This is a genomic window from Pseudomonas putida (assembly GCF_030159595.1).
In the GTDB taxonomy this organism is placed as follows: Bacteria; Pseudomonadota; Gammaproteobacteria; order Pseudomonadales; family Pseudomonadaceae; genus Aquipseudomonas; species Aquipseudomonas putida_AC.
On record NZ_BSKJ01000013.1, the window covers coordinates 67386 to 90678 of the forward strand.

Consider the following 23293-nt stretch of genomic DNA (forward strand, 5'->3'; position numbering starts at 1 on the left):
TACCTCACTTCACCGGGCTTACGGTGCTTACTTCGATAAGTACCGGGCCTTTGGCAGAAAGCGCTTCTTGTAACGAACCCTTGAGCTGCTCAAGATTGTCGGCTTTCAGCGCTTGAACACCATAGCCCTTGGCGAGTGCGCAGAAGTCGATGCCTGGTACATCCAGGCCGGGTACGTTTTCAGCCTCGAGTACACCGGCAAACCATCGCAACGCACCGTAGGTGCCGTTGTTCATGATCACGAAGATGGAGGGGATGTTGTACTGCGCTGCAGTCCAAAGCGCACTGATGCTGTAGTTCGCCGATCCGTCACCAATGACGGCGATGACTTGTCGTTCGCGCTCTGCGAGTTGAACCCCGATTGCTGCTGGAAGTGCGAAGCCAAGGCCGCCAGCTGCACAGAAGTAGTAGCTGCCTGGGTTGCGCATGTTCAGACGCTGCCACATCTGGGCGGTCGTTGAAGTCGATTCGTTCAGGTAAATCGCATTCTCCGGGGCCATGTCGTTCAGTGTGTCGAACACTGTCTCCGGGTGGAGTCGGCCAGCGTCTTGGTCAACCTTCGCCGGTTCCGGGGCTGCTGTTGGGAGTGAGCGGCTGCTCTCTTCAACCGACTTGGCCAGAGCGCTAGCCATCGCGCCAATGTCTGCCACGATCGCATCGCCCATTGGCGCGCGTGCTGCTTCGAGCGGGTCGCAGGTTATCGAAATAAGTCGCGTGCCAGGTTTGAGATATTGACCTGGGTCGTATTGGTGGTAGCGGAACACTGGAGCGCCGATTACCAAAACTACATCGTGACCTTCCAGCAACTGAGAAATAGCGGCGATGCCAGCTGGCATCAATCCACGGAAGCAAGGATGACGGGTAGGGAAGGGGCAGCGTGGAGCGGATGGCGCAACCCAGACCGGAGCTTTGAGGCGCTCGGCCAACTTGACGCAGTCTGCGTTCGCATTTGCTGCGTCGACGTCCGGGCCCAGGACGATTGCAGGGTTGGATGCACCATTGAGAGCCTTCACAAGAATCTCGAGATCCTGGTCGTTAAGGCGTACTGCCGAACTGACGTGGCGATCAAAAAGGTGGTGGGACTGAGGATCTGCATCCTTATCCCAATCGTCATAGGGCACCGAGAGATAGACAGGGCCCTGTGGGGCCATGCTCGCCATATGGATAGCCCGGCTCATTGCATGAGGTACTTCTGCCGCGCTTGCGGGCTCGTAGCTCCATTTGACCAGTGGTCGCGGCAGGTTCGCTGCATCGACGTTGGTCAGCAGGGCTTCAACGCCAATCATCGCCCTGGTCTGCTGGCCCGCAGTGACGATCAAAGGGGAATGTGAGTTCCAAGCGTTACTGAGTGCGCCCATAGCATTGCCGGTACCAGCAGCAGAGTGCAGGTTAATGAAGGCCGGCTTCCGGCTGGCTTGCGCGTAGCCGTCTGCAATGCCCACCACACACGCTTCCTGCAAAGCCAGTATGTATCGAAAATCCTCCGGAAAGTCCTTCAAAAACGGGAGCTCGTTCGAGCCAGGATTGCCGAAGACGGTATCGATGCCCTGACGTCGCAGGAGTTCGTATGTGGTGCCGTGTACCGAAGCCATGATTTTTATCTCTTACCAAATGGTGAATCCCACGATAAAATCGAGACCTAAATAGATCAAATAGATAGATTCTAAAATTATATATAGATGAATTCTATTTTAATGCTCATGCCTTTCTGTGACGCTTTGACAGCATTTTCGGAGGTACGCAATGGCAACCGTGCTACGTGGAACCGAAATGGATCAGTTCGCCGAGCTGGTCTGGCTGCTTGCTCAAACCCAGGGGCAACCAAATGCTCGAGCTGCGGTTTTGCAAGCGGTAGCGGCCTTTCTCGACGCCGAATTCGTTGCTTCATTCGTATGGGACAAAAGTGAGGGGCGATCCATCGATCCGCTCGCATTCAATATTGAGAGCCAGCGCATACAGGCTTACCAGGCGTACTTCTACCAGGTCGATTTGGTGACTCCGATCATGCGAGACGTTGGAGGGCCGGCGCGGGTCGACTGCCATTTACCACGATCAGCACTGCTCAATAGCGAGTTCTACAAGGACTTCCTTCAGCCGGCAGATATGGAGCACGGCCTCAACGTCTTTTTCTTTGAAGGTGATCGAGACCTTGGCGATTTGAGAGTTTGGAGGAGCAAGGGGCGCAGACCCTTTGGTCAGCGAGAAGAGCGTCTGCTATCCACGCTCCAGCCATACTTTCAGAAAGCTTTTAGCCCAGCACCGGCGCCTTCCCAGCGATTGTCGTTGAGAGAAGCCGAGGTGGCCGAGCTTGTAGCTCAAGGAGCCAGCGACAAAGAGGTCGCACGCCGTTTGGATATAGCGTTCACCACGGTGCGTACACATCTGAAGAACGCCATGGCGAAGCTTGAGTGTCAGAACCGCACTCAGTTAGCCCGTTGCTTATGAAATGTCTTTGGCAATCCTCAAATTTGAGGAGACCTTTTGCCGCAGGGCCACATTACCGTTGTGTGATCACAGCATCGCCAGTGCGGCTAGGAGAGGTAAAAATGCAACACCCCGTAGATAAGCCCGAAAAGGTCAGTAGTGAAGTAAAGGGTCTGTCGGCTTTGCCCGAACACCTTTGGGAGCTCACTCTCACCGAAGCGGCAGCCTTGGTTCGGCATCGACACATCACGAGCCGATCACTGGTGGAAGCATGGCTTTCTCGGATCGCGGACTTTTCTCAGCTGAACGCATTTATCAGCGTTGATGCAGCGGCCGCCCTGGCGCAAGCGGATTCGTATGATCGCTACCTGGAAGCAGGTGGTGATCCGCTTCCATTGGGCGGCGTACCGATCGCGGTGAAGGACAACATCCAGGTAGTGGGCTTCGCGAATACAGCCGGCACACCAGCATTGTCCAATTTTTTTCCCAAGCGTAACGCCAAAGTTATCGAGCCGTTGCTGAGGGCCGGCGCTATCGTTGTTGGAAAGACCAACATGCATGAACTAGCTTTAGGCACCTCCGGCTACAACACCGCGTTTCATAGCCCAGGGGTTATAGGCGTTCGCAACGCATTTGACCACTCGTGCATCGCTGGAGGGTCGTCGTCTGGGAGCGGTAGCGCTGTTGGTGCTCGTTTAGTGCCGGCGGCTTTGGGTACCGATACTGGTGGGTCTATCCGACAGCCAGGTGCAGTAAATGGATGTGTTGGCTATCGACCCACTGTTGGGCGTTATCCAGTCGACGGCATCACTCCGATTTCCCCAACGCGCGATACGCCGGGCCCAATCACACGGTCGGTTGAAGACGTAGTGCTGTTGGATTCGATCATCACTGGTGCGCTGCCTGCGGAAGCCTCTGCTGCCGAATCGATCCGACTTGGGATAGTAGACCAACTGTGGGCAGGTCTCAGCGAGCCGGTCAGAAGGCTGACTGAAGAAGCGCTTAGAAAGCTCGAGCAGCAGGGTGTGCAGTTGGTTCGGGTTTCAATGCCCGAAATCTTCGAGATGAATCATGCAGTGAGTATGCCGTTGGCATTGCACGAATGCAGATCTGCCCTAACGGAATATCTATTGGCAAATGAGACCGGTGTTTCCTTCGACGAGTTGGTTGCCGGGGTCAGCAGCCCAGATGTCCGAACCATTTTCGAAGATTACATCCTGCCTGGCAGGTTGGGGGAGCTGGAAGGCCAATCTATGGATCTTGAGCAGGCCTACGTCACTGCGATGAAGGACGCCCGCCCCAAGCTCATCCAGATATTCGAGCTTCTTTTTAAAGAACATCAGCTAGACGCCATTATCCACCCCACAACGCCTGACCTCGCGATCAAGAGCGAGCCTGCTGCTACCAGCTTTGAGGCCTTCGCACGCATGATTCGAAATGCCGATCCCGCCAGTAATGCGGGTATGCCTGGTATTAGCCTGCCTGCTGGGGTATCTCAGCAAGAAGGCTTGCCGGTAGGTATTGAGATTGAGGGGCTTCCGGGCAGTGATGAGCAACTAATGAGCATCGCAAGTTTCATCGAGAGCGTATTGGGGCGTGGCCCGAGTCCGAAGCGACCGGGGTGATTGCAACCAAATTTTTCATGTGGCACCGCCGATCAAAAATCGGTTACTACCTATAGAGCTCGTAACCCTGAATAAAGAGGAATTCCTTTAATGAATTATCTGTCTCCGGCAATGATTGACTCGCTATTCTCCGCTCAGAAGGCGTTCTTTGCTACACGAGCTACGGCTGATGTGGGCTTTCGCAAGCAATCGCTAGAGCGCCTAAAAGATGCAGTAGTCAATAATAAGGAGGCTCTTTATTCTGCACTTGCGGAGGATTTGGGTAAGCCCAAAGAGATAGTCGACTTGGCAGAGATCGGCGCAGTCTTGCACGAAATTGATTTTGCGCTTGCTCACCTTGATGAATGGGTAAAGCCGGTTTCGGTTCCGTCGCCCGAGATCATTGCGCCGTCTGAATGTTATGTAGTCCAAGAGCCGTTCGGTGTCACCTACATCATCGGCCCATTCAACTACCCGGTTAACCTGACTCTCACCCCGCTGATCGGTGCAATCATTGGCGGCAATACTTGTATCATCAAACCATCTGAAACCACTCCGGAAACCTCTGCAGTAATCGAGAGAATCATTGGTGAGGCGTTTGCTCCTGAATATGTGACAGTTGTCCAGGGTGGCCGAGACGAAAATAGTCACTTGCTCAGCCTTCCTTTCGATTTCATTTTCTTCACCGGCAGCCCTAATGTAGGGAAGGTGGTTATGCAGGCTGCTGCTAAACACCTCACTCCAGTCGTTCTGGAGCTCGGTGGCAAGTGCCCACTAATTGTCCTGCCAGATGCAGATCTCGATCAGACGGTCGATCAATTAATGTTTGGTAAGTTCATCAATAGTGGTCAAACATGCATTGCGCCTGATTACCTCTATGTGCACGACAGCGTCAAAGATTCACTTTTGGAGCGCCTTGTTGAGCGCGTGAAGAGCGATCTGCCTGAGGTAAACTCTACTGGCAAGCTCGTTACCGAGCGCCAGGTGCAGCGATTGGTCTCCCTTCTGGAAGCAACAGAAGGGCAGGTACTTGTAGGATCTCAGGCGGACGTAAGCAAGCGCGCCTTGAGTGCGACGGTTGTAGATGGAGTAGAGTGGAATGACCCTCTAATGTCCGAGGAACTTTTCGGCCCGATTCTGCCTGTTCTCGCATTCGATAGCGTTCAAACTGCTATTGATCAGGTCAACAAGCACCATCCGAAGCCTTTAGCCGTTTATGTGTTTGGCAAGAATATGGATGTCGCCAAAGTTATCATCGACCAGATTCAGTCTGGTGATGCTCAGGTAAACGGCGTGATGCTCCATGCGTTCTCACCATATCTCCCATTCGGGGGGATCGGAGCTTCTGGTATGGGCGAATACCATGGTCATTTCAGCTACCTGACCTTCACTCATAAAAAGTCCGTGCGGATTGTGCCGTAACTATTGAAGCAAGGCGCGCTCCGGCGCGCTTCTTGCTGTTGGGTGCCAAACCACGAGCACTGTCTGGCCGAGTTATTTCATCAACGAACGTCAGGGGGAAGATATGAGCATACGCAAAGAATTTCTCCCTGGGGGGCGGCAGGGTGAATCTAACGCTTGGAGTCGAGAGCAGCATGGATTGAAAACCAGTCTGTCTGCTGATGAGATAAACTGTAGCACATCAGATATAAAGTTTTTCGCTATAGTTAAGACTTTGCAAGGCGGCGTGGAAAGTCGCCGATTGACTCGGCATACTCCCGGAGAATTGTTCGATAAGCTGTCTGCTGACCTTTCAGTAGCTTTGGATTTGCTAAGTCTAAGCATGGGTAGTATTGATGCTGCCGCTATTTCCAAACTTCTGTACGTGCATGCAGTTAATCTGATCGAGTCGTTGATGATGTCAATACTGAGTAAGGCTGTTGCAAGTAGTCCAGGTTTACGGGGTGGCTTTGAAGAGAGATTCTTGGAGGGTGGATTATCTTCAGGATTGCATGAGGCGCAGCGAAAAATTTTATCGGGTGAGAGGGGGGTTTTAACGGATATAAACTCCGGTTTGGATTTGAAAGGCTTTCGCAATTTTGAATATTTGTTAATTGAGATCTTCGGTGGGCGACTTGAAGGGCTAAATTTTGCTCTTATAGATCGAGTTTTCACCAAGCGTGACTATCTCCTTAATTGTGATGGGGTGAGTGTTGAAGGTCAATTAGTACAGCTTGCCGCTGAGGAGGTTGAACTCGTGATAGTCGCCCTTCGCGATTTTGCTGTAGATCTGAATGTCAGAATTTATCATTCATTGTTTGAACATGATTCCCCGGCTACTTGAATTTCGCCAGCTGAACGTTCCACGTTTATTCGTCCTTCAGCGCTAGGGTAGGTTGGGTTTTGCCCCCAAAGAAACCGGATATACCTCTGCACGAAGCGGATAGTGGGCTCGAATGCCCTGACGATAATCTTCGCTGACCGTGAGTCTATGTGCGTGCAAGGCGACGGTGCTACTCGTCCATTGGGCCCCAAGCGAAGGCAGGGGCACCTAGATAATAATAATGAATCGAGCTCGACAGGCCTCAAGGCGTGCGGGCTGGGGAGCAAATATGTCGAAAATAACGCGGCGTCTATGGGCCGCTGCGATCGTACAGGTCGGTGCGGCAATCGCGGGCGTAACAGCATTTTTTTTCCCTGAGTTTTTGATTCTCTGCCTATCACTCAATGCAATATCGTTGCTTGTAGCGGGTTGGCTATACCACTTTGCAAGGATCGAGAGGGTAGAGGTGCGTGTTGAGATACCCTACGAGGTGCATGTGCCGTGCACCCATACGGAAGAAAATCCACGCAAGGCCGATCCACACGCTCTTGACCCTCAAGTGAAGCTTGATCTAAAGCAACTGAGCGTTGCGATTGCAGATACCGAGCGAGATATGGACTTCGCTAATCAGTTGGCTCGTGAGGCGGGTGTAAAAGTCAGCTCCAGCTCCGACAGCATTCAAAGCTCTGCCGTCATATTCAGAGAGCTCGACCAGTCGATGGTTCATTGTGCCCAAGCCTTTAATGCGCTGGGTGGCCAATCCTTGGAGATCACAAGCTTAGTGGGCAGCATCCAGGACATCGCTCGCCAGACAAACCTCTTGGCTTTGAATGCAGCGATTGAAGCAGCAAGGGCGGGGGATCATGGCCGTGGCTTTGCTGTGGTGGCTGATGAGGTGCGTAACCTCTCAAAGCGTGTTGGTGACTCCAGTGCGAAAATCCACCAGATTGCACAGAGCCTGGAGCAGACCGCCGGTGAGGCTCGTGGGGGAATAGATCAGCTTAGTATCTCAGCGCGGAATGGTCTTACTCAGTCAAGCGATGCTTTACGAGCTATGCAAGGGCTGCGTGATGCAGCTGAAGCTCGTATGGAGATCGTCGAGAAGATCATGTCTAGGCTCGCAGGATTGCGCGAGATAGCCAAAAGGGTAGAGTCGACGTTGCCTCGCGATGCCGCATTGACTTGAGCTATTTTTCAGGAGGTTGACTCTCGAAGTAAGGTGGCATGACTTCAAGAAAACCCCGTTTTCGGGGTTTTTATAGCTTATGGTCAATGCTTCACTCGCTCAAGAGTGCCTGACCCACAGCTTGGGTGCCGTAGCCAATGACTGTGGTGGGCCGCTTGTTCTGTGGCATTACGCGTTCGAGCGCAGCCTGAATTCCGCTGGCCACGATTACGCGACGATCTCTATTCAGGTACCTGGTGTCAGAACCTCATCCGAATCCAGTTGTAGAGATTTAGCCCCTCACGCGATAGCTCACCGTCGGTGCGACGGCATAAGTAGTATGCGCGCCCATCGTCTAATGCGTAATCAAAGAGCTTTACGAGCTCCCCGCTATCTCGTGCATCTGCTATCAGTGGTTCTCGCAGCAAAGCACAACCTAACCCCTGCAGTGCTGCCGCCATGGTTAGCTGTCCATCCTCAAACAATAGGCCTTGTAGCGCAGCCGGATGACGTACCTCGTTCACTTGAAGCCACTGTGACCACGTACTTCGTTCCTCATCATGAAGCAAGGGGACACGAGAAAGTGCTTGCGGGTCATCCAGTGGCCCGTAGCGCTTGATCAGCGAAGGGGTTGCCCAGGCTGTCACAGCTCCGGGAATGAGTGGCTCACTGTGGTAGCCCGACCAGTGACCTGTCCCGAAGCGAATGGAAATATCAGCTGCGTCGCTGGGGTAGCTGCGGTGGTTGGCATAAGTGACGTTGACGTCTACACCCGGATTGTCATTCAGGAAGTCATTCAGGTGAGGAATGAACAGGTTCAGGCCGAAGGTGGGAATCAGGCTAATCGTCACCTGCCGCATGGCACTCTGTTCTCGGACATGATCTGTGGCGCTGCGCAACACCGCAAATGCCGAGCGGATGGCTCGGTAATACTCTCGCCCGTGCTCAGTGAGGATCAGATTGCGCCCATGGCGCACGGTCAGTGCCTGCCCCAGAAACTCTTCCAGCAGATGCAGCTGATGGCTGATCGCGGAAGCTGACACATTCAGTTCGCGCGCGGCGGCTGTCACTCCCCCGTGCCTGGCAAACGCTTCGAAAGTCCTAACGGCTCTGAGAGGAGGATCACTGGCTAATTGTTCTAATAAATTCATGTGTTGAGTTCATTTTGAGTATTTTTGCTAGGAAAACGCAGTTTAAAGCCTAAATCAAGCGTTTGTTGTCGACTTATAAGGATATGAAATTAAGATATTTGATAAAATTAGAATAATTTCATAAGGTTCGCGGCCTGCCATTTCTCATCTGTCCAGGTCTGCTAGCGTCATGGAACTCCTCATTCAACAACTGCTCAACGGCATGCTGTCGGGCAGCCTGTATGCGCTGATAGCCCTGGGATACACCATGGTCTATGGCATCCTGCGCATCATCAATTTTGCCCATGGCGATGTACTGATGGTCGGTACGCTGATCGGACTGTCGGCTATTCATGGTTTGCAAGCAGCATTCCCCTCTCTGCCCCTCGAAGGGGTTCTGCTAGGTGCGATTGTCATCGCGATGGCCGGCAGTGGCCTGCTTGCGTTACTCATCGAGCGCATCGCTTACCGTCGGCTGCGAAACGCGCCACGTCTGGCTCCGCTTATCAGTGGTATTGGTGTCTCATTGCTGCTGCAGACGCTCGCGATGTTGGTATGGAGTCGCAATCCACAAGTCTTCCCTCAGCTCTTGCCGATGACACCAATCGAGCTGACTGCTGGCGATGCTACTCACGCCCCTGCGATTACCAACGCTACTGCACTGGCTACCATCGCCGTCGCCTTCCTGGTCATGATTGGTTTGCTGTTACTGGTTAACCGTACGCGATTGGGAAGGGCGATGCGGGCCGTTTCCGAGAACCCTCAGGTTGCAAGTCTTATGGGCATCAACCCGAATGCGGTGGTTGCCATGACGTTCGCCATCGGTGGCGCGCTGGCAGCCTTGGCCGGCGTGATGATGGCCAGTAACTACGGGAGCGCTCATTTCTACATGGGTTTCTTGCCTGGTCTCAAAGCTTTCACTGCAGCGGTACTCGGTGGAATTGGCAACCTTCAGGGGGCCATGCTGGGTGGGCTGCTTTTAGGCCTGATTGAGGCTTTGGGTACTGGTTACCTTGGGGAATGGACTAACGGCGTCTTTGGCAGCAATTACCAAGATGTCTTCGCGTTCCTCGTGTTGATTGCCGTCTTGGTTCTTCGTCCTTCGGGTCTGCTCGGTGAGCGATTGGCGGTGCGCGCATGAGCCTGGCGATCACATTTACTCAACCTGTCATCCGGGCCCGTTTCGGTGTCGCGTTGTTCGCGATTGCGGTGCTTACAGCTCCCTGGGTGGTCGGTCACGCGGGCGGCAATGCCTGGGTTCGTATGCTTGATTTTGCACTTCTGTACCTGATGCTTGCGCTGGGGCTGAACATCGTCGTCGGTTATGCCGGGTTGCTAGACCTAGGTTTCATCGCCTTCTACGCACTGGGTGCCTATCTCGCCGCTTTGCTCGCGTCGCCGCATTTGCTTACGCAATTCCCAGCCTTGGCTGCGTTACTACCTTCGGGGCTTCATGCGTCGATATGGGTAGTGGTGCCGCTGGCAGCCTTATTGGCCGCCGGACTTGGGATGCTGCTGGGTGCTCCGACACTGAGACTGCGTGGTGACTATCTCGCAATCGTCACGCTCGGGTTTGGCGAGATCATTCGCATCATCATGCGAAACCTTGATCGCCCGGTAAACATTACGAATGGCTCCAAAGGCATCGCTTCGGTCGACCCGGTTCATCTGTTTGGGTTCAACCTAGCGCGTACTCACGAGGTGTTCGGTCTCAAGGTGACCTCGGTTTACCTCTACTACTACCTTTTCGCTGCTCTGGCTGTGCTGATTCTCTTGGCGTGCCTGCGTCTGCAGCATTCCCGCATTGGTCGAGCATGGATGGCGATCCGGGATGATGAAGACGCAGCTGAGGCCATGGGCTTGGACACGCGCAAGTTGAAACTTCTCGCGTTCGCAATTGGCGCCAGTTTCGGAGGGGTCGCAGGGGCCATGTTCGCTTCCTTCCAAGGTTTCGTCTCACCAGAATCGTTCACCCTTAACGAGTCTATCGCCGTGCTCGCCATGGTTGTGTTGGGGGGGATGGGGCATATCCCGGGGGTCGTGCTGGGCTGTCTGTTGCTAGCAGCATTACCGGAGGTTTTGCGGGCCAGCATGGGAAGCCTGCAGCAGTGGCTGTTTGGTCAGGTGCTGGTCGATCCCGAGATCGTCCGTCAGTTGTTTTACGGCTTGGCCTTGATTCTGGTGATGCTATATCGCCCCGCTGGCTTATGGCCTGCCCAGAAGGAGATTCAGCGATGACTGGCCAACTGTTGAAGGCTGAAGGTGTGGTCAAGCGTTTCGGTGGTGTACATGCCCTTGATGACGTGAGCCTGTATCTCGAACCAGGCGAGGTGCACGGACTGATTGGGCCAAATGGTGCAGGCAAAACCACATTCTTTAATGTCATGACTGGCCTTTACCAAGCTGACGCCGGCACTTTCAGCCTGGATGGTCAGCCCTACAAGCCTGATGCTGTGCATCGAGTAGCGCAGGTCGGTATTGCTCGAACCTTCCAAAACATCCGCCTATTTGGAAGCATGACAGCACTAGAGAACGTCATGGTCGGTCGTCACATACGTACCTCTAATGGCGTTTGGGCTGCCTTGAGTCGGAATCGACGGGCTCGTGAAGAAGAGCAGCATAGCCGTGACACTGCCCTCCATCTGTTGAGCTACGTCGGTATCAGCGAGCTCGCAAATCGACGCGCAGACACGTTGTCCTACGGACATCAACGGCGTCTGGAAATCGCCAGAGCCCTCGCCACCGAGCCTAGGGTACTTGCGTTGGATGAACCAGCAGCAGGCATGAACGCCGTCGAGAAACAGCAACTGCGAGCATTGCTCGATCGCATTCGAGCTGATGGTCGTTCGCTGCTGCTTATCGAACATGACGTAAAGCTTGTGATGGGACTTTGCGACCGGCTCACCGTACTCGACCATGGGCGTGTGATCGCCCGTGGCACCCCGCAGCAGGTTCGACAGGATCGGGCTGTGATAGAAGCCTATCTTGGAGCGGGCGCTCATGAGTGAACCGTTGTTAGACATCCGTAATCTCGGCGTGCAGTACGGCGCCATCCGCGCTGTCAAATCGCTCGACCTGTATGTAAATGCTGGCGAGCACGTGACGCTGATCGGGGCCAATGGAGCCGGAAAGACATCGACGTTGCGTGCCCTGACGGGACTGATTGCGGCGAGTGAAGGCGAGATCCTGTTCGCCGGGCGATCCCTTCAAGGCGTACCAGCACATCAACGAATCGCTCAAGGCTTAGTGATGGTGCCTGAGGGCCGAGGAGTATTCGCCCGCATGAGTGTTGAAGAGAACTTGCTCGCGGGGGCCTACCTTCGCAGTGATCACGCGGCAGTGGCTGAGCAGGTCGAAGAGATTGTGGATTGGTTCCCTCATTTGAAACGTCGCTTTAAGCAGCCCGCTGGACTGCTGTCTGGTGGTGAGCAGCAAATGCTTGCCCTTGGCAGAGCGCTACTGTCGAAGCCACGCCTGTTGATACTGGACGAGCCCTCGATGGGGCTGGCACCGATCATGGTCGATCGTATTTTCGAAGCCATTGCCGAGGTGTGCAAACGCGGTATCACGCTGCTGCTAGTTGAGCAGAATGCTCGCCTGGCCTTGCAGGTGACCGAGCGCGCCTACGTGCTCGACAGCGGTTTGATAACGCTCAGCGGGCAGTCACACGACCTTCTCGATGACCCAAAGGTACGCGCTGCGTACTTGGGTGATTGAACTCCAGCGCTACCGGGCCACCGGCGTGTGTCTACCCGCCACGGCGACTCTTGCCGCCTAATACATAGGATCACATTCATGTACATACCCTTCAAACGTGCCGCTCTGAGCAGCGTGGTGCTTGTCGCAATCGGCAGCATTAATGCCTATGCCGACCAGGAAGTCCTGATTGGTCTTGCAGCTCCGCTCACTGGCCCATCCGCCCGTATCGGCAAGGATCTGGAAAATGGTGCTCAGCTGGCCATTGATGCAGCCAATGCGCGCCATCCAAAAATTGCCGGCGAAGCCGTTACCTACAAGTTGATCGCGGAGGATGACCAATCCGATCCCAAGACAGCAGTCAGCGTTGCGCAGCGTCTGGTCGACGCGGGCGTCGTCGGAGTGGTCGGCCATTGGAATACCGGTACAAGCATTCCAGCCGCTCGGATCTACAACGAGGCAGGGATTGCCCAGGTCGCGCCGGTGGCAACCGGGCACGCCTACACGCAGCAGGGCTTTGACACCAGCTTCCGAATCATGGGGCATGACGACGATGGCGGCCAAGTCGCTGGGCAATACGCTATCCAAACGCTCAAGGCACAAAAGATCGCCGTGATCGACGACCGCACAGCGTTTGGTCAGGGGCTTGCTGACCAGTTCATCAAGTCTGTCGAGGCGGATGGCAGCAAGGTCATCGCCCGGGAGTACGTTGACGACAAGACCGCAGACTTCAGTGCTGTGCTGACCAGCATTCGGGCCAAGAACCCCGACCTGATCTTTTTTGGTGGTGTCGATGCGCAAGCTGCGCCTTTGGCGCGACGCATGAACCAACTGGGCATCAAAGCCACCCTGATGGGCGCGGGCGGTTTTGTCAGCCAAACCTTCCTTACCCTTGCACAAAAAGAAGGAGAGGGTGTCACCGCGCTTGAGCCAGGTCTTGCGATCGACCAGATGCCAGGGGGCAGGGCCTTCGCCAAGGAGTATCAGGAACGCTTCAAAGCGCCCATCGAATTGCACGCGCCATTCGCCTATGACGGCGTCGGTGTATTGATTGCAGCGTTGGAGAAAGCCGACTCCACAGATCCAGAACGCTATCTGCCAGCTCTCCGCGCGAGCGAATTTCAGGGGGTAACTGGCACCATTAGTTTCGATACCGAAGGCAACTTGAAAAACCCAACCTTCACCGTCTACCAGGTGAAGGATAACAAGTGGCAGCCCGTCAGCGTTGCTGGCGGCAAGCCCTGACTGAAGCTTCAGCGGGTCTCTGCCAGCAGAGCCCGCTAGCACCGTGATTAGAGGATGAAACCATGAGCGCAATTGAAGGTGAGCTGGGCATACTCGCCCGTCGGCGAATCGAAGCCGAGATCATCAAACCCATTTACGAGATCTTGGTGCGGGACTATGGCAGTGAGCAGGCGCAAGCCGTCATTGGCGAGGCTGTCTCCGGGGCTGCGATCGCAGCCGGTCGTCAGTTTGCCGCTCGAGAACCTGAGGGCCCAAGCCTTGAAGGCTTTGTGGCTTTGCAGGAACTGTGGGAAAAGGACGACGCGCTGAAAGTTGAGATCATCGCCAGTGACGCCACGCGATATGACTACGATGTTCACCGATGCCGTTACGCCGAGATGTACCAGGAGATGGGCCTTGGCGAGATCGGCCACCTGCTGTCTTGTAACCGTGATGAAGTCTTCATCGTCGGTTACGATCCCAACGTTAGTCTAGAGCGTACGACAACCATCATGGGCGGTGCGGCGCGCTGTGACTTCCGTTACCGGCTCAAGGAAAAACAATCATGAGCCAGGTACCGAGGATTAACGCGGATCGTCTCTGGGACTCGTTGATGGAGATGGCTCAGATTGGGGCGACGCCTGCTGGCGGCGTGAGCCGGCTGGCGTTGACGGAGCTTGATCGGCAAGGCCGCGATCTGTTCGTACGTTGGGCCCAAGAGGCTGGGTGCACTGTGCGTGTGGATGCGATGGGTAACATCTTCGCCCGTCGCCCGGGCCTGCGAAATGACCTGCCAGCGGTGATAACGGGTTCGCACGGAGACTCCCAGCCAGCGGGAGGGAAGTTCGACGGCATTTACGGCGTGCTCGCTGGGGTCGAGGTATTGCGAACCCTCAATGACCTGGATATCCAGACCGAGCGTCCGATTGAGGTCGTGAACTGGACGAACGAAGAAGGTTCTCGCTTCGCACCTGCGATGATCTCTTCAGGCGTTTTTGCCGGGGTTTATGACCTGGAGTATGGGCTTTCTCGCCAGGATGCGCAGGGCGTTTCCATTGGCCAAGCATTGCAGGAGATCGGCTATGCCGGCCCACACCCAGTTGGAGGGCAGCGTATCCATGCGGCGTTTGAGCTCCATATCGAGCAGGGCCCTATCTTAGAAGCTGCTGGAATTGACATCGGTGTGGTAACCGGAGCTCAGGGCCAGCGCTGGTTTGAGGTGGAATTTACCGGTCGCAGTGCTCATGCGGGCACCACGCCGATGAGCCACAGGCTGGATGCAGGGCTAGGAATGGCTCGGGTCATGGAGCTCGTCAATCAGCTCGGACTTGAGCAGGGGGAGGAGGGGCGAGCCACGGTAGGTTGGGCTAATCTGTATCCCAACTCACGGAATGTTGTGCCAGGCCGAGTACTCTTCAGTGTGGAGTTTCGCCACCCAAGTGAGGCGGCACTTGAAGACTTGGAATCTAAGCTTCGTGAAGGGGTTGAGGTAATCGCCGGCGGTATCGGGCTAGGTCATGAAGTTCGTCGAATCTTCCAATACTCGCCGATCGTCTTTGACGAGGATTGCGTGACTAAGGTGGCCCAGGCTGCAGCGACCCATGGCTACACGCAGAAACACATGATTTCTGGTGCTGGGCATGACGCTTGTTACCTTAACCGAGTTGCCCCCACAGCCATGATTTTTATCCCGTCCGTAGATGGTCTGAGCCATAACGAGGCCGAACACAGTCACCCTCATTGGTGCGAAGCCGGTAGCAACGTATTGCTCGGAGCATTGCTGGCAAAGGCGAACGAAGTGAGTAATGAACTTCGCTAATTCGCACACAACAAACGCGGCAGAGTTATTGGTAGTGTGGGGATTTTCGTCGAGGCGGTCGCCCATTGTAGCCTATCCGTGTACCGTGATTTTTTGGCGAAATATCTGGTTCCGGCTGTTGTGGATTATTGCGACCCATGCATGCTGCGATGGCTGGATCTCCCTCTACTTGCTATGCGATTAAGCTGGGGGTAGTGCTAGTGAGAAATTGAAAGTAGCGCATTAATTTGAGGATTCTTCTTGGTCAAGTTGACCTGTTTAATAAGGGTTAGTCGAAATTATAAGGAGGTGATATGAAATGTGCGGAGTTAAAGGCGCTCGGAGGAGTGTCTGCGCAGGTTAATGAGGGCGAAGTTAAGTTTGCGACGATGCATGCGGCCTAGGGAGGAGCTCAGCACATGAAGGTGCGGTGTTTGCGAGCGCCATTCCTGCAAATTCTGATTTGTCGCTGAAATGTCGAAAATAAGCGCGTGCGATGGATGGATTGATGTTTGAGGAGGTGGAGCGCCACACTGCTAAGGATGCATATGTGTGGGGTATGACGAACGATAAGTTCGCTAGAGGGAGGTGGTTGGGTTGACTCGAGCACAAAATGTGGAAGTTCAGAAGGTGGTCGCTTTAGCCTTCAACGTCAGTATCGTTTCTATATTGTCGAGGAGTGATGCCAAAGAAGTTTCGGAAAGCCTTGTCAAAAGCTGCAGTGTCCGCATAGCCGACTTGGCATGCAATGTGCCCCACCAGTAGTTTTTCCTTCTTTAGCAAATCGGCTGCCCGTTGCATTCGGCGTTGAGTAAGATACTGAAGAGGGGAGCAGCCCATGAGATTTTTGAGGAGCACATAAAGATAACTTTCACTAATGTGAAAGGTGTCGGCAATTTGCGCTACAGTAATTGGCTCGTCAAGATGATAATCTATCCAGTTCTGAAGTTGAGCTGGGTCAAGTCTAGAGCTGCGAATTTCTCTAGTCAGTCTACTGTTTTCACCAATCATAATCTCGGTCAGTATCCCAGAGATTATTTGATTCTTAACTGCTGGTTGATGAAGACTGTTGAGTCTTCCCTGGGTGCTGTATTGAGTTAATAGTCTTGCAAGTGCATTCGAAGGCTTCTGGATTAGAGCCTGGTTCTCTTTGAACGTGCTCGCTTGATATCCAGAAGCATCGTAAAGAGCGCTAATGAAAGGGTCGTCAATATCGTAGTCTAAAACCAAGACCCTACAGCCTTCGTCTCGACCTGCGTACAGGTGCATGGTGCCGCTCGGTAAGAATCCGATTGCGCCCCTCAAAAGCGGCGCCGATACGCTAGGGAGCTCACAATCCATGCGACCTTCCAGCCCAATCATAACCTGTTGGTGATCATGGTTGTGGGCACCTGTGGTGGTGGCAATGGTGTTGATATGGAGCTCTGCAGGCATCTTAAGATCCTCTTGCCGACAGTGGAATTCTCACAAGCTGATGATAACTCTTTTCATTTGGGCCTGCTATGAATACGGGCGCACCAGTTCTGAATTGGTGCGCCCCAATCGGTCAGTCATCCAGATTAGTCATTGATGCTGGCAAACCTGTCCTTGAGCCCCAAATGTAAATACCTAGGGCAAAGGCAGCGACTGCGATGGTGTCGAAAGGGTGCGAAAGGGTACCAACGCCGCCAAAACTTCCGAGGTAAGACAAACAAATCATGCCCGCGTAGAAGGCGATCAGCCACGTTGAACTCCGGATCTGCTGAGCGAGGGGTACCGAGGCTGTTGGAACCCACTTACCGCAGAGAGCGTAGAGTATTGCCATTACGATTTGCAAACCCAGCAACCAGAAAATCGTGTTCCAGGCCGACCAATAGACAATGAGAGCCGCGATCACGAATGCTGCTGGGCCCACGATTCCAAATGCTCGAACTCGAAATGGCCGCGGTAGATCAGGCGAACTGCGGCGCAAAGCCGCCACACTCAGGGGCGCAATTGCATAGCTCAATACAAGCGCGGCTGACACGACATTTATCAACGCTTCCCAGGAAGGGAAGGGCAATGTCCACAGTAGCGAAAGGCCAAAGGTAAGCCACAAAGCAGGGCGGGGTATTCCCGATTCGTTGTCGATCCGGGCAAACACACTCATTAGCGTTCCGCTTTTTGCCCAAGCGTATACTACCCTCGGAGAAGCATTCATGTAGATATTGCCGCAGCCAGCAGGGGAAATTACTGCGTCGCTTACCACAAGCATCGCAAGGCCTGACATGCCCAAGAGGATGGCGATATCGCGGAATGGCAAAGAAAGCTCTTGGCTGATGTTACCCCAGCCTCCAGAGAGTAGCGATTCTGGGATGCTTCCCAGGAATGCTACTTGCAGAAGTACGTAGATCAATGTTGAAAATAAAACGGACAGTATCAGGGCAAGAGGAATGTTTCGCTGAGGATTCTTAACTTCACTGGCTACGGAAATGATTGGCGTCAATCCTAGGTAGGCGAAAATGATCCCACCTGCTGACACCGCCATCTGCATGCCCGAAACACCAGTTGGCGCCCACCCTTGGCTAGTAAAATTACTCGGAGTAAAAAAAGTGAAGAGGGTGACGATAACCAGCAAGGGAACAAAAAACTTGAAAATGCTGATAATGTTATTTGCAATGGCAAATGTCTTTACGCTTGAGTAGTTTAGTCGGAAAAACAGGCAGAGGAGGGCGAACTGTAATAGCCAGCCAACTAGGGTAGGGCTCCCGCTATTAGGCTGACTAAGTTCGGGGAGCCAGGCACTCGCGTATTGTCGAGCGGCAACTACCTCAATGGCTACGAGACTGGTGAACGCGATCAGGGTAATGGAGCCCATCAGGTAGCCCATAAGAGGGCCATGTGAGTAGACGGGGTAACGGATAGCACCGCCAGTTCGGGGAAGTGCCGCCCCCAGTTCACAATAGGTTAACCCGAGTAGCAATACAGCAAACCCGCCTAAAATCCACGACAAGATCCCAGCAGGGCCAGCGATGGACGCAACATGGCTAGCTGCGAATAGCCAGCCTGACCCGAAGGTTCCTCCTAAACCTATCAAGGTCAAATCAACTAACGAAAGATCTTTTTTGAAATTGCCAATTTTGGGCATGACGAGCTCTCTATACTTCGCCCTGGGCGAGTTAGGTTTTTATAATCAGGGTCATAAACACAAGGGAGTGTTATTTGAAGCGGTTAACTCTATAAGGATTGGAGTCGTTTGGAGCGCCGTCCCCAAGGAGTCGGGCGACAATAAGCTTTGCACTAATTGCGGCTTGAGTTAGTCCTAGATGCTGATTGCCAAAAGCAGCGGCTACGTTTGAGCATTGGGGTAACGTGTCGATCACTGGCAAAGAGTCGGGGAGGGTAGGGCGCATGCCCATCCATAGATCAACATTCTCAAATTCATCGGCCAAACCAGGTAGCAGTGATTTCGCGTGGTGCTTGAGCGTGAGGTAGCGCTCAGGTTGGGGCGGAACCTTTATTCCTCCGAGCTCACTGAACCCAACGATCCTCAGTCCGCTATCCAGTGGGCTGATGAACACCCTGCGTTCCACCGGGCACACTGCTCGTGTTATACGACCTTGGAGGCCCGGACACTGCAAGTGATAGCCACGCTCTGCAATAAGCGGGACACTGATCCCGACAGAAGCGAGGAGCTCGGCGCTATAGGCACCTGCGCAGATGACGACTTTGGAAAACCTCTGGAGCTCACCTTCGATTCGCAGCGTTGGGATACCGTGCGAGATCTGCAGGTGCTCGACTTTCCCTAGCCTAAATCTCCCCCCTTGGCGTTGAAAGTTTGCAAAGAGTGCTTCACATAGCCATTTCGGATCCCTCACCCTGTATGCCGAGGCGAAGTGAAGCGCATGGCTAAAGCAGCCATTGAATTCGGGTTCCATCTCGTCGACGCGATGCTTGCTGATCAAGTCGACATCGATACCCCAGCTCTGCAGGTGTTCAAGGCTCTCTTGCGCCGCCTTGATTCCTGCTTGTTTTTCCCAGGCCAGCAGATAGCCGGATTTGACCATCAAGTCGGTACGTCCAATTGCTGCCAAGCATTCCATCCATGCATCGACAGCTTGACCATTGAGCGCTGCGAGTGCCTTGCGATGCTTCTCGACAGTGCTTGGCCAGGCAGCTAGGCCGAACCTCGCTATCCAAGGCAGTGCTGCAAGACGGTATCCTCGTGGAATTTTCAACGGCCCATGAGGGTCGAGCAAGAACCCAGGAGCAGCTTTGAGGGTTGCCCAGGTGGACAAGGGATCAATGGACTCAGTCGCCAAAAAACCTGCATTACCGAACGATGCCCCAAGGCCCGGTGCCTGCGCGTCAATCAACGTGACTCTAAAGCCGTGCTTGAGCAATTGCAGGGCCGTACAGAGGCCGAGGAAACCGGCCCCTATAACCGCACAATCTTGATCCTGCCGAGTGCTCATCACTGTTGCTCAACAGAGCTTCGTTTATAGGCGAGGATCGCTGCTGCTAGATCCTCAACGCTCGCGCCTACCGATTTGAATAGGGTGAGTGCTGAATCTGGATCGGAAAGAGATGCACGACCATTGTGCTTGCCCGCACACAGATCAGTGAATTCAGCTAATACATCGTCCTTGGTGATGACGCCGGTCTTGATTGGGGTGATCAAATCGCCGGTTTCAGCGAGGGCGCCCTCTCGAGTGTCTACGAAGATGGAGCAACGGCGAACTACTTCATCGTCGGCTTCTCGCATGCTGGGAGCGAAACTGCCCACGAGATCAAGGTGAACACCAGGCTTCAGCCACTCACCCAAGATGATGGGGTCATTGGCTAGCGTGGCGCAACTGACGATATCCGCATTTCCGACTGCCTGCGGCAGGCCATCCTTCTGAATAGCTTCTGCTTTGATACCTTCCGAATGGAGCTCATTTGCAAAGGCTACCGCAGCCTCGTAGGAGCGATCGTAAATTTTCACATCTTCAAGCTCGCGCACGGCGCGGTGTGCACGGACAAGATATCGCCCCATCCGTCCGGCACCTACCATTAGGAGCTTGGTAGCATTTTCTCGGGAAAGGTACTGCGATGCTAGGGCTGAGGCAGCTGCGGTACGGCGTGCAGTCAGCTCGTTACCATCGAACTGCGCGAGCGGGAGGCCGGTTGATGCACTGCTCAACAAGTAGTGGCTGCTCAGCCCTGGCTGATTCCGCTGGTTGTTTCCTGGGAAGACGTTGACCTGTTTGACCCCTAGGTACTCACCTTCAATCCACGCCGGCATCAAGAGCAGCATTGCCGGGACATCACCTGGTACTTCTATGCGGTGGTGATGTCGCACTGGGGACTGAACGTTTTTTGTAAAAACGTCGCTCAATGCCGCGATGAGCTCGTGCCAGGGCAGCGCTTTGGCCAATTGTTCGGCATTCAGATACATGAGCAGATCCTCGGTTGGAAAAGCCCATCTTCCCACGCACATTCTCGGTGTTTTTGTCCGAGACTATTGTGATTTTGTCCCAGCCTATACATCCATGTGGGAGGATTGACGAAAAGGGGCGATAGGCTCGGACAAGGAGGTCGAGGTGCTACGAGGCCACCCCTCCTGCTGCGGCCCGTGCAGTCAACTGGCTTCGAGTGACACCGTGCGTCTGCGTCCTACAACCCAAGAAGGTGCGGCGAAAAAGCATCTCGAGTTGTTGGCAACCTGGCAGGCAGATCTAAGTTGAAGCATCGATTTTGTTGAGGATGAAATCGCTGTTGGCCAAGTCAGCAATGGTGTCTGAAATCAGGTCAGCGACCATTTGAATGGCAGGGTCACGAGTACTATCGACGCGCCACCCGAGCTCCATTGAGTATCGAGGAATTTTTACAGGGCAGGGATGAAGCTCCACTGCGCCGGTGCGGGACAATGCAAGCGCTGCGTGAGTGGGTAGGGTCGCCACCGAGTCACTTCCCCAAAGCAAGTTGGGCACTGCGGCGAAGTGGCTCGTTGCCGCCTCAACTCGTCTGGTCTTGGAGAGGGAGGCCAGCGCTTCATCGACGACACCGACATAGCCACCCGATGAGACCAGCAAGTGATCGCGGAGCAGGAAGTCGTCAAGTGTGAGGTCACGCACCGGCTGCCCGGGCCGTACTGCGGTAAGGCAACTGTACCCGCCTGTGCCAAGTACTTTGCGCCCAAGCGCCCGAGACGGCACTACTCCCGCTGTAAGCGATACGTCTATAACGCGGCTCATCAAGGCCTCTCCAGCGACCATGCTGTGCGTCTGCTTGAAGATGATACGTAGGCCAGGTGCTTTAGTTTTCGCGAGCTCGATAAGCGATCTGCCGATCGCTAGTTCGTAGTCATCCGAAAGACCCACGGTTACCGTTCGACCCGTGAAATCTTCGCTGTTCGGGTACGCTAAGAGAAGGCTTTGGCGACATTTTTCTAGAGCCATAGCTATGATCGGCCGAAGCTCTTCACTCTTGCCTGTCGGTCTCAGTCCTCTGCCGGTACGCTCGAACAAATGGTCGGCATACACCACGCGCAAGCGTGCGAGCGCCGCGCTGACGGCTGATTGGGTGATGCCCAAGCGAATGGATGCTCGACCTGCTCCCCCTTCCTCATACAAGGCTTCGAAGACTTTGAGCAGGTTAAGGTCAATGGAAGTGATATCAATTCTGCTCATAACAGTTAGTCTGCGATCTGGATTGATTGATAAGTAAGCTCGGTGGACTATACCGCTATCCCTGTCACGATATGTGAGATAAATACGATGGCTACCTCCACAGTTGCTGCGCTGCAGATTGGATCGCGGCTGGAAGGAAAAACCAAGACACTCGAAGCGATCCTTTCCTACGAGACGCAGATCAAAGACTCCGGTGCGACCTTGGTGGTGATGCCCGAGGCGATCTTAGGTGGTTACCCGAAGGGCGAGACCTTCGGTACCTACCTTGGTTATCGGCTCCCTGAAGGGCGTGAAGCATTCCAGGAGTACTATGCCAATGCCATTGATGTCCCAGGCGTAGAGACAGAAGAGTTGGCCGGTCTGGCTGAGCGTACAGGAGCACATCTCGTAGTCGGCGTTATTGAGCGTTCAGGAAGCACTTTGTACTGCACCGCGTTGTTCTTCTCCCCGGAACACGGCTTAATCAACAAGCATCGTAAGCTTATGCCCACCGGCACCGAGCGTCTGATCTGGGGTCAAGGGGATGGTTCAACCTTGCCTGTTGTAGAGGCGCCTGCTGGCAAAATTGGTGCGGCAATTTGTTGGGAGAATCACATGCCACTCTTGCGTACCGCCATGTACGCTAAGGGCGTTCAAATCTGGTGCGCGCCAACGGTAGACGAGCGTGACATCTGGCAGTCGTCTATGCGGCACATCGCTCATGAAGGGCGGATGTTTGTGATCAGTGCGTGCCAGGTTCAGCCATCGCCTAAAGCATCAGGCATTCAAGTGCCTCACTGGGATGAAGATCGTCCGCTGATTCAAGGTAACAGCATGATCATAGGCCCTTTGGGGGACATGCTAGCTGGGCCGTTGAAAGGTGAAGAAGGTTTAGTCACCGCCACTATTGATACCGATGAACTCATTCGCGCCCGTTACGACTTTGATGTAGTTGGCCATTATTCGCGACCTGATGTGTTCTCGCTACATGTAGATGAGCGCTCAAAGCAAAGTGTGGTGGTGACAAAGTAGCGGCGAAGATTCGCTAAACCTACGTTTGGGCGGCATTTAAAAATGCTGCCTCATTTTAAGCTCCGACGATTACGCTTGTTCGCCACTTTGGAGTTTCAGGTTACTCTACAGCTTGCAGATGGTGGTGTAGCTGGACATGCCGGCCAGTGTTCATTGAGGTCGTAAACCAGCGCCTTCGCGAGCGTAGGCGATTGCTACCGCACGCCCGATGCCGCTATCAGCGCCGGTGATCAAGGCGATTTTACCTACGAGTCGGTTGTTGCCGGTGTAGCTCTGTTCACCGCAGTCCGAATAGCCCGAGCCCTCCAGGCGCCTTGAGGCATCGCCGGAGGGCGTGGCGCAGGAAG

The 23293-nt window shown here is 54.2% G+C and carries 19 protein-coding genes and 2 pseudogenes; 13 read left to right on the top strand and 8 right to left on the bottom strand.

Going from position 1 to position 23293, the window contains the following annotated elements; translation table 11 throughout:
- Positions 1-4 precede the first annotated feature (4 nt).
- On the bottom strand, positions 5-1591 hold the full coding sequence (gene mdlC, locus QQL85_RS23705) for a benzoylformate decarboxylase (RefSeq protein ID WP_284356898.1): 1587 nt from the start codon (positions 1589-1591) through the stop codon (positions 5-7).
- A gap of 178 nt (positions 1592-1769) precedes the next feature.
- Here mdlC and QQL85_RS23710 point away from each other — a divergent pair, with 178 nt between their 5' ends.
- The 5 genes and pseudogenes from QQL85_RS23710 to QQL85_RS26860 all read left to right on the top strand — a co-directional run.
- Complete coding sequence (locus QQL85_RS23710) at positions 1770-2444, top strand: helix-turn-helix transcriptional regulator (protein ID WP_284356897.1); 675 nt, start codon at positions 1770-1772, stop codon at positions 2442-2444.
- 101 nt (positions 2445-2545) lie between these two features.
- A complete protein-coding gene (iaaH, locus tag QQL85_RS23715) occupies positions 2546-4048 on the top strand; it encodes an indoleacetamide hydrolase (protein ID WP_284356896.1) in 1503 nt (500 codons plus the stop codon).
- Between the two features lie 90 nt (positions 4049-4138).
- Positions 4139-5449, top strand: coding sequence for an NAD(P)-dependent benzaldehyde dehydrogenase MdlD (mdlD, locus tag QQL85_RS23720; protein WP_284356895.1), 1311 nt, complete (start codon positions 4139-4141; stop codon positions 5447-5449).
- Positions 5450-5552: 103 nt separating this feature from the next.
- The gene (locus QQL85_RS23725; protein ID WP_284356894.1) at positions 5553-6311 is read left to right on the top strand and encodes a hypothetical protein; all 759 of its coding nucleotides are present in this window, start codon (positions 5553-5555) and stop codon (positions 6309-6311) included.
- A gap of 727 nt (positions 6312-7038) precedes the next feature.
- Positions 7039-7476: pseudogene (locus QQL85_RS26860) on the top strand (methyl-accepting chemotaxis protein); the annotation flags it as partial.
- Positions 7477-7715: 239 nt separating this feature from the next.
- Here QQL85_RS26860 and QQL85_RS23735 read toward each other — a convergent pair.
- Complete coding sequence (locus QQL85_RS23735; RefSeq protein WP_284356892.1) at positions 7716-8606, bottom strand: LysR substrate-binding domain-containing protein; 891 nt, start codon at positions 8604-8606, stop codon at positions 7716-7718.
- Positions 8607-8775: 169 nt separating this feature from the next.
- Between QQL85_RS23735 and QQL85_RS23740 the strand changes: the two genes are divergently transcribed.
- The 7 genes from QQL85_RS23740 (at position 8776) to QQL85_RS23770 (ending at position 15324) form a co-directional block, all read left to right on the top strand.
- Positions 8776-9726, top strand: coding sequence for a branched-chain amino acid ABC transporter permease (locus QQL85_RS23740; RefSeq protein WP_284356891.1), 951 nt, complete (start codon positions 8776-8778; stop codon positions 9724-9726).
- Positions 9723-10823, top strand: a complete 1101-nt coding sequence (locus QQL85_RS23745) for a branched-chain amino acid ABC transporter permease (RefSeq protein ID WP_284356890.1) — start codon at positions 9723-9725, stop codon at positions 10821-10823. The genes QQL85_RS23740 and QQL85_RS23745 overlap by 4 nt, the downstream gene beginning before the upstream one ends.
- On the top strand, positions 10820-11593 hold the full coding sequence (locus QQL85_RS23750; RefSeq protein WP_284356889.1) for an ABC transporter ATP-binding protein: 774 nt from the start codon (positions 10820-10822) through the stop codon (positions 11591-11593). The genes QQL85_RS23745 and QQL85_RS23750 overlap by 4 nt, the downstream gene beginning before the upstream one ends.
- The gene (locus QQL85_RS23755; RefSeq protein WP_284356888.1) at positions 11586-12302 is read left to right on the top strand and encodes an ABC transporter ATP-binding protein; all 717 of its coding nucleotides are present in this window, start codon (positions 11586-11588) and stop codon (positions 12300-12302) included. Before QQL85_RS23750 ends, QQL85_RS23755 begins: the two co-directional genes overlap by 8 nt.
- Positions 12303-12380: 78 nt before the next feature.
- Positions 12381-13526 (top strand): branched-chain amino acid ABC transporter substrate-binding protein, encoded by a 1146-nt coding sequence (locus tag QQL85_RS23760; protein WP_284356887.1) that lies wholly within the window; start codon positions 12381-12383, stop codon positions 13524-13526.
- A gap of 62 nt (positions 13527-13588) precedes the next feature.
- The gene (locus QQL85_RS23765; RefSeq protein WP_284356886.1) at positions 13589-14074 is read left to right on the top strand and encodes an L-2-amino-thiazoline-4-carboxylic acid hydrolase; all 486 of its coding nucleotides are present in this window, start codon (positions 13589-13591) and stop codon (positions 14072-14074) included.
- Positions 14071-15324, top strand: a complete 1254-nt coding sequence (locus QQL85_RS23770; RefSeq protein WP_284356885.1) for a Zn-dependent hydrolase — start codon at positions 14071-14073, stop codon at positions 15322-15324. Before QQL85_RS23765 ends, QQL85_RS23770 begins: the two co-directional genes overlap by 4 nt.
- Before the next feature lie 618 nt (positions 15325-15942).
- Here QQL85_RS23770 and QQL85_RS23775 read toward each other — a convergent pair.
- The 5 genes from QQL85_RS23775 to QQL85_RS23795 all read right to left on the bottom strand — a co-directional run bounded on the left by QQL85_RS23775 (position 15943) and on the right by QQL85_RS23795 (position 21935).
- Complete coding sequence (locus tag QQL85_RS23775) at positions 15943-16737, bottom strand: AraC family transcriptional regulator (protein ID WP_284356884.1); 795 nt, start codon at positions 16735-16737, stop codon at positions 15943-15945.
- Between the two features lie 112 nt (positions 16738-16849).
- Positions 16850-18409 carry an APC family permease gene (locus QQL85_RS23780; protein ID WP_284356883.1) on the bottom strand — a complete coding sequence of 520 codons (1560 nt, stop codon included), beginning with the start codon at positions 18407-18409 and terminating at the stop codon, positions 16850-16852.
- 70 nt (positions 18410-18479) lie between these two features.
- Positions 18480-19736 (bottom strand): NAD(P)/FAD-dependent oxidoreductase, encoded by a 1257-nt coding sequence (locus QQL85_RS23785; RefSeq protein ID WP_284356882.1) that lies wholly within the window; start codon positions 19734-19736, stop codon positions 18480-18482.
- Positions 19736-20701 carry an ornithine cyclodeaminase family protein gene (locus QQL85_RS23790; protein ID WP_284356881.1) on the bottom strand — a complete coding sequence of 322 codons (966 nt, stop codon included), beginning with the start codon at positions 20699-20701 and terminating at the stop codon, positions 19736-19738. Before QQL85_RS23790 ends, QQL85_RS23785 begins: the two co-directional genes overlap by 1 nt.
- 280 nt (positions 20702-20981) lie before the next feature.
- Positions 20982-21935: a LysR family transcriptional regulator gene (locus QQL85_RS23795; protein ID WP_284356880.1), complete on the bottom strand. Its 954-nt coding sequence runs from the start codon at positions 21933-21935 to the stop codon at positions 20982-20984.
- An 87-nt stretch (positions 21936-22022) separates the two neighbouring features.
- Here QQL85_RS23795 and QQL85_RS23800 point away from each other — a divergent pair, with 87 nt between their 5' ends.
- Complete coding sequence (locus QQL85_RS23800) at positions 22023-22946, top strand: carbon-nitrogen hydrolase family protein (protein ID WP_284356954.1); 924 nt, start codon at positions 22023-22025, stop codon at positions 22944-22946.
- 168 nt (positions 22947-23114) lie between these two features.
- On the opposite strand, the pseudogene QQL85_RS26865 reads toward QQL85_RS23800, so the two are convergent.
- Positions 23115-23269: pseudogene (locus tag QQL85_RS26865) on the bottom strand (NAD(P)-dependent oxidoreductase); the annotation flags it as partial.
- Between the last annotated feature and the right edge of the window lie 24 nt (positions 23270-23293).